The organism is Mesorhizobium sp. M1A.F.Ca.IN.020.03.2.1 (genome assembly GCF_004023205.1).
Taxonomy (GTDB): domain Bacteria; phylum Pseudomonadota; class Alphaproteobacteria; order Rhizobiales; family Rhizobiaceae; genus Mesorhizobium.
Window position 1 is genome coordinate 1 of the sequence record NZ_RZSV01000303.1, and the last position, 5,577, is coordinate 5,577.

8 protein-coding genes are annotated in these 5,577 nt (G+C 60.4%); all 8 read right to left on the reverse strand.

Features of this window, described 5'->3' with window-relative positions; translation table 11 throughout:
• Nucleotides 1–659 precede the first annotated feature (659 nt).
• A complete protein-coding gene (locus tag EOA79_RS28985) occupies nucleotides 660–932 on the reverse strand; it encodes a hypothetical protein (RefSeq protein WP_128161104.1) in 273 nt (90 codons plus the stop codon).
• A gap of 42 nt (nucleotides 933–974) precedes the next feature.
• Nucleotides 975–1,298 (reverse strand): hypothetical protein, encoded by a 324-nt coding sequence (locus EOA79_RS28990; RefSeq protein WP_128161106.1) that lies wholly within the window; start codon nucleotides 1,296–1,298, stop codon nucleotides 975–977.
• Nucleotides 1,299–1,344: 46 nt separating this feature from the next.
• Nucleotides 1,345–1,758: a hypothetical protein gene (locus EOA79_RS28995; protein ID WP_128161108.1), complete on the reverse strand. Its 414-nt coding sequence runs from the start codon at nucleotides 1,756–1,758 to the stop codon at nucleotides 1,345–1,347.
• Between the two features lie 84 nt (nucleotides 1,759–1,842).
• Nucleotides 1,843–2,031, reverse strand: coding sequence for a hypothetical protein (locus tag EOA79_RS29000; RefSeq protein WP_128161110.1), 189 nt, complete (start codon nucleotides 2,029–2,031; stop codon nucleotides 1,843–1,845).
• 78 nt (nucleotides 2,032–2,109) lie between these two features.
• The gene (gene icmT, locus EOA79_RS29005; RefSeq protein ID WP_206639285.1) at nucleotides 2,110–2,550 is read right to left on the reverse strand and encodes an IcmT/TraK family protein; all 441 of its coding nucleotides are present in this window, start codon (nucleotides 2,548–2,550) and stop codon (nucleotides 2,110–2,112) included.
• Complete coding sequence (locus tag EOA79_RS29010) at nucleotides 2,547–3,833, reverse strand: DotG/IcmE/VirB10 family protein (RefSeq protein ID WP_128161112.1); 1,287 nt, start codon at nucleotides 3,831–3,833, stop codon at nucleotides 2,547–2,549. The genes icmT and EOA79_RS29010 overlap by 4 nt, the downstream gene beginning before the upstream one ends.
• Nucleotides 3,830–4,936 (reverse strand): DotH/IcmK family type IV secretion protein, encoded by a 1,107-nt coding sequence (locus tag EOA79_RS29015; RefSeq protein WP_206639286.1) that lies wholly within the window; start codon nucleotides 4,934–4,936, stop codon nucleotides 3,830–3,832. Before EOA79_RS29015 ends, EOA79_RS29010 begins: the two co-directional genes overlap by 4 nt.
• A partial coding sequence (locus EOA79_RS29020; RefSeq protein WP_348631871.1) for a type IVB secretion system apparatus protein IcmL/DotI occupies nucleotides 4,936–5,577 on the reverse strand: 642 nt, incomplete at its 5' end. The genes EOA79_RS29015 and EOA79_RS29020, both read right to left, overlap by 1 nt.

Sequence of the window (5,577 nt, forward strand, 5' to 3'; positions counted from 1 at the left end):
GCGCACCTGGTCCTGCACAAGGGAGGGCTCGCCGGCGTCGCCGGCGGGCTCGAGCGCGGAAGGACGGGGAGACCGGTTTTGCCTGTTGCGGGGGAGAGACCGGCGGCCGATCTCTCCCCCGATGGAGAAAGCTTCGCGGCGCTCGCCGCAGCCTTTCTGATGCGTCAGTCGGCCGTCACCCGAATGGGCCGAAACGGACGTATCGGGAGCCTTGATGAAGCAGGCAGAGGATGGGCTTGCGGAGCAAAAGCCCGGGAACGCCGTTGCGAAGGCTGGCGAGCGGTGCGGAGGGTTCGGTGAGCCGGTTTAACCGGCGAATAGGACGCGCTGCCAGGGGCAGACGCCCGATATTCCAACAGCCGTCTCTAATCTGAAGCTAAGGGCGTGATGGCTTCGGTTAAGAAGGTTAACCCGTGTATTCAATGCCCTGCAAGTTACGAAGACAAGGCTAACAATAGGCGTCAATGCTTGCTGTTCGACAACGGAATGCCCTTTAGACGGGCGAAAATATCGAACCAGAACTTATCGTCATCCTTCTCGACCATCGGTATAGGCATCAAGCGCACACTACGCCACAGCGGTCGTAGCTTCGTTTCCATAAAGCTTGATGGCAACTTCTATTGCTTTTTCTGGATCAACTTCGTTTGCGAAGATGCTTTTCATGCAATCGCTCGCTTTCCCTGGCTGGCTTGGCCCATGAACTGCGTACCCTCTGGCGTCCATGAGATCGAAGTTCGGCTTCCGGCAAGCGCGCCGCCCAGGAGAACAGGGGTCGTAATTTCGACCAGGCCGTAATCGATCAGGACGCGGAGCCTACGCCACGGCAGATCGATTTCTTCGCCGCGTGCGATCAGCGCCATGTCCTCCTGCGCCTGACGTTCCGCGTCTCCAACGAGCGTCGGCAACTTAGCGAATCTCTTGAAATCGGTCATCTTCGATGCCTTTTTGCTGAGCTGGTTCGGCTTTCCTTCGACTTAACCCGAGGCTCGAAGGAAATGGATGGCGGAAAGCGCAAGGATTGTCGGCGCAAGCAGAGGCGACAGGATAAGGGCGATTAGAAAGATGAGGCAATAGCCGGTTCTGGATGACAGGAAGGGGTTTCGCATCCACGTGGCCAGGATGGTGGCGAGCTGCCCGCTGAAGAGCGCCGCAAAGCAAAGCATGGCGATCACGATCGGCGGGGTGAGCGATCGTGCGAGATGACCTTGAATGAGAGCAAAGAACAGCGTCGCGGCGATAAGGAGCCCGGCGAGCGCAGCGCGCCGGGCATAGATCCGCCGCGAAAGCGTTGGCGCCATAATGGCTCGGGTGAGCGTTTGCATCCCTCCCATGCCCCGGCCGCGATCATTCCTTGACGGCTGCGCGAGCGCGAGGATCGATCCCCTCGTCCAGCTCCTTTTGGAGTGCGCCGAGTGCGAGTTCGATCACATCCGCGATCGCAGTGCATTCGAGCCGATCGGCATAGTCGCAAATCATGTTGTTTGTCTCGGCTTTGAGCTTCACGGCAAACGGCGTGTTGCGGTTGGTGGTGTGCTTGCGCCCGCGCCGGCGAGGCTCGCCCTCGCGTTCTGTTTGGGCCGGCACGACATCCGGCGCAGGCTTGGGAGCGGGTGCTTTGCGCGCCGGTTCGGCGGCATGCCGGGTTTTGAAGCCGTTATTTTCGGCCTCCTGCTCGACGGCCGCTTTGGTGTGCGGATCGACCTTTTTCGGTTCTGGCTTGAACTCGTCGAGATCTATCGACAGACGCTCTCTGCTCATTTGCGCAAGTCCCTCAGCAATGCGATGACCTCGGAGACGAACATCGCTGCGTTAGACCGGGCATTATCAAGGCTCGGCACCTGCTCATCGGTCAATTGTCAAGATGAATGAAAACTCCCGATACATCGAAAAGCCCTTTCCAGTGAGAGCTTCGCTCACGATTGCCGGCGTAGCACCGACCTGAATTCCGAAAACATCGAATTTCACGTCCTGGGCGATCGCAGGGGAGCAAGCGAGTGCAAGCGCCATCCCGTATAACTTTTCCAAATTCATATGCTTACCTCTTCCTTCAATCGGCCGGAGCCCACATCTGCCTAGGCGACGACGGCGGCTTCTTTAGTGACTGGGATTTTACTCGGCCGGCTCAGCTACTTTGGCCGGTTTGTCATCCAACAGGGTGGAATTGACCTCATTCACGACACCAACACTCATTGGGGCGAGCGGGACGGGGTTGGCGAAAGAGGGAAAGGGGGTTCGGCGATACTCGAAACCATAGTCTACCGCCTCGCGATAACGCCGCTGATAGAAGGCAGGACGGCGGATGCCGGCGAAGGTCGCCCGTACGGTCCTCAACGCACTCGGCAAGCGGTATCCGGCTCGCTCGACGAGCCAAAAGACGCAAATGGCCGCAAGCAGCAACAAGGCGGTCCAGACCGCCAAGTGGACCGCAAGCAGCAGAAAGAAAAACACCAGTCGGGCATCGAAGATCATCAGGCGCGGCTCTCGCATGGAGTCGCGCCAATGGATCCTGTTCTTGAAACGGTTGCCGTCGTCGGTTTCTGGCTCGGTCATCGATTTGCTATCGAATTAGCCTGGTTCTGCAAGTCGGGCACGCCTTGCATGAACAGGACGCCGATCGTGTAGCCGCTTCCAAGTTTCACGAGCGGTCCGCTTGGCGCCATATCCTCGATCTCGCTGGCGAGCTGGTCGCCAACCCGGCCGGCGCCGGCATAAAGGGCGTCCTTTAGCTCGGCCTCGCGATTGACGACCGTGGTGGTGTTGCTTCCGATAATGACGTCCTGGGATGGGCGGGACATGACCTCGCCCAGGCCGGAGATAAACGCGCCGGCAAGGGGCGGGCCGTAGCGGGCAAGCCATCGCTGATCTACGCCGGATTTGACGGCAATGGAGCTTTTCGCACCGTCGACCGCATAAGCGGCTGTCGGAATCTCATCGCCGTTCGGCATCACGATCCGATCGAACTCCACGATCAGGGCATTGGTGTTCCGGTTTTGCTGGAAGGAGCCGATCAAGCGGGCGCGATAGAGAGGTCCACGCTGGAAGATTTCGGCGACGACCGGCCCGGGCGTATCGGAATCGGACGCGTTGACGGTGCGTGCGAAAATAATCTGGCCGGCCCGGATCAACATGTTCGAACCATCGACCGTGCCGCCATATCCTTGAAGCGCCGCCTGTTCGGCGGCCTGCTGCTCTGCAAGCCGCTGCTCTGGCGATTTGTAGAGCGTCTGGTTGAGAACGATGGTGTTGACCGATTCCTTCGGCGACCATTGCTGGACGAGGCCTGCGGCTTGCCCGCTCATGGCCGCCGCCAGGTTGTTGATGTCGGTGTAGTCGTCCGGCGTCATCTGACGCCGGCGATCCGGCGTCACGTGCTCAATGGCCTGTGTGGGCTGTGGGTTGGGGGGAGCGACCGGCCGTTGACGGGGTAGGGGCTCCTTGGTCACGTCCCGGACATCGTCAACATTGCGCAACGGCTCGTCCGGCGTCGGCAGGAAGCTTCCGCCGCTTTCAGCGGCGGTTCGCGCCCCTTGCTGATTTACCGTGTCAAGCGACTGCTGATAGCGTTCCGACTCTGCCTGCTGTTGGCCTGCCGGGGTCGCATCGACATTGGGAGCGCGCGACAGCCGGGACGCTGACAATTCGTTCTTGCTCAGCATGGAATAACCGACATAGCCCACAGCAGACGCCAATAAGCCAATGACGACGTAAGTCTGAACCCGTGATGCGCGTTTGTGAGACGAGCGGTTGACGGTCGCTGCTCCGGCAAGTTCCGGGGCTGCATCCTCCCGTTCCGTCGAAGGATTCTTGGCGGTTTCGTCGTTCGTGTCGCTCACTGCGCGATCCTCACTCTGGAAATAGTGCCATTTCGCGAGACGAGCGCGACTGGCGTCGGTTTCAGGCGGTAGGCATGGACGGCTCCCGGCCCTGTCAGGGCGGAGGACCAAGACGGCGAAATGAGTGTGTTCGCCGTTCGGATGTAGAGATCGCCCTTATAGGACCAGGCTTCGACCTCCGGATCGGATACCCGCATGGATATCGCCCCTTCGGGCAGGTCGGCGCCCTGGGCGAATGCCATCATGATGCCGTCGGAGGGCGGCGTCTTGGTCGCAACGGTCGTGGGCGATATCTCGGCGTTGGGACCGTAAGCCTCGATCGTGATGTCTCTCCGGAAGTGCGTCCTGGTATCATTCGTTTCGAGATTGATGACGATCGGTCGATCTTCCTCGACGAGGGAGATGATCAGGTTCGAATAGCCGTGAGAGACAAGTGGCGTCACCGCGAGCTGGTTGGAACCTTCCTGCAGGGCATAGACCTGAAAGGAATCAGCCCGTCCGACGACATAGCTGGCGATGGGCCATGCTTTGCCGGTTCGATCATAGAAGGCCATAACTGAAACGGTGTTGGGCGTCGTGTACAGCGTTTGGAGGGGCTGGTTCGACTTGAGCGACATGCGCAAGGAATCCGAAATCGGCGTCGCGCGCGCGCCGTTCGGCGGCATGGCTGCGGCTTTCTGGCTATCGTCGATCCGCTTGCGGTAGTCCCGAATGAGTTCGGGGTTCATCGGCATGACGGATTGGACGGTCGCGCCGTAAGCTGTGATCTCTTCCGGCGTCAATGGCCGGTCCAGTTCGGAGAGGGACTGCAGCAAACGACGGGCGCCAATGATTGGGACAGTGGAGGGCTGCCGCGGTTGCCGCTCTTCGACCTGGTTTGGATCTGCCTCGCCGAACCTGGAAGGGGCAGGCTGGCCCTGGATCGCGGGCTGCTGGCCCTGTGGCGGAGTTTGTGGCGCGGGCTGCTCGGGCTGCTCGGGCAGCTCGGCCGCGACGTCCGGCTGAGGAGGGGCGTAGGACGGGGCTGGCTGCGCGGCCTGCTGCGCGAGGGCCGATCCGCTCAAGGCCAACAGGAAAGCAAAATTGGCGGCCAAGGTTTTCATCAAGCACCTCCGGGGGCCGCGAGGAAGCGGGAAATCGCCGCGCCGCGCGGGTGTTCATAGCTCTGCAAGCGTTGCAAAGTGACCGTGACCATCAGGTTCTGGCCGGTCACTTCCGATGCGGACTGGTAGGTCACGCGCACCGGCATCTGGAGGATCCATTCGTAGATGCCGTTGGAACCGACGCCTTCGCGCACGATGACGGCGCGCTGTGCGATCGCTGTCGTATTGAGACGGCGGTTTTTCACAAGGTCGAGCGTGCCGGATTTCTGGACGGCATCGACAAACGAGTTCCAGCCTTGCGGCTTCGTGAAATATTGCTGCGCGTCCTGGAAATCCTGTTGATAGGTCGCGAAGGAATAGGTGAACGAGCGCGTGACCGCCTCTGCGGCATAGGTCGTGATTTCAGCCGCGCTCAAATGCGGCTGATCAAGGGGAATGAGCGGCTGTATGCGCCCGTCGGCCGTCATCGCGAAATAGCGTGGCTCCGGCTTTGTCAGCGCAAGGCTGACAGCCGCAAGCACCGCGATAACAGCGGCGACGAGCAGGGCAAAGGCAATGATGCTCATGCGCTTGTAGGCCGTCCGGTAAACGTCGGCCCGCATGAGTACGGTTTCGATCTGACCGTAATCGACGTGTTTGGT

Coding starts and splice junctions, on each gene's coding strand:
- EOA79_RS28985 (WP_128161104.1), bottom strand. CDS start 932: ATGACCGATTTCAAGAGATTCGCTAAGTTGCCGACGCTCGTTGGAGAC.
- EOA79_RS28990 (WP_128161106.1), bottom strand. CDS start 1,298: ATGGCGCCAACGCTTTCGCGGCGGATCTATGCCCGGCGCGCTGCGCTC.
- EOA79_RS28995 (WP_128161108.1), bottom strand. CDS start 1,758: ATGAGCAGAGAGCGTCTGTCGATAGATCTCGACGAGTTCAAGCCAGAA.
- EOA79_RS29000 (WP_128161110.1), bottom strand. CDS start 2,031: ATGAATTTGGAAAAGTTATACGGGATGGCGCTTGCACTCGCTTGCTCC.
- icmT (WP_206639285.1), bottom strand. CDS start 2,550: ATGACCGAGCCAGAAACCGACGACGGCAACCGTTTCAAGAACAGGATC.
- EOA79_RS29015 (WP_206639286.1), bottom strand. CDS start 4,936: ATGAAAACCTTGGCCGCCAATTTTGCTTTCCTGTTGGCCTTGAGCGGA.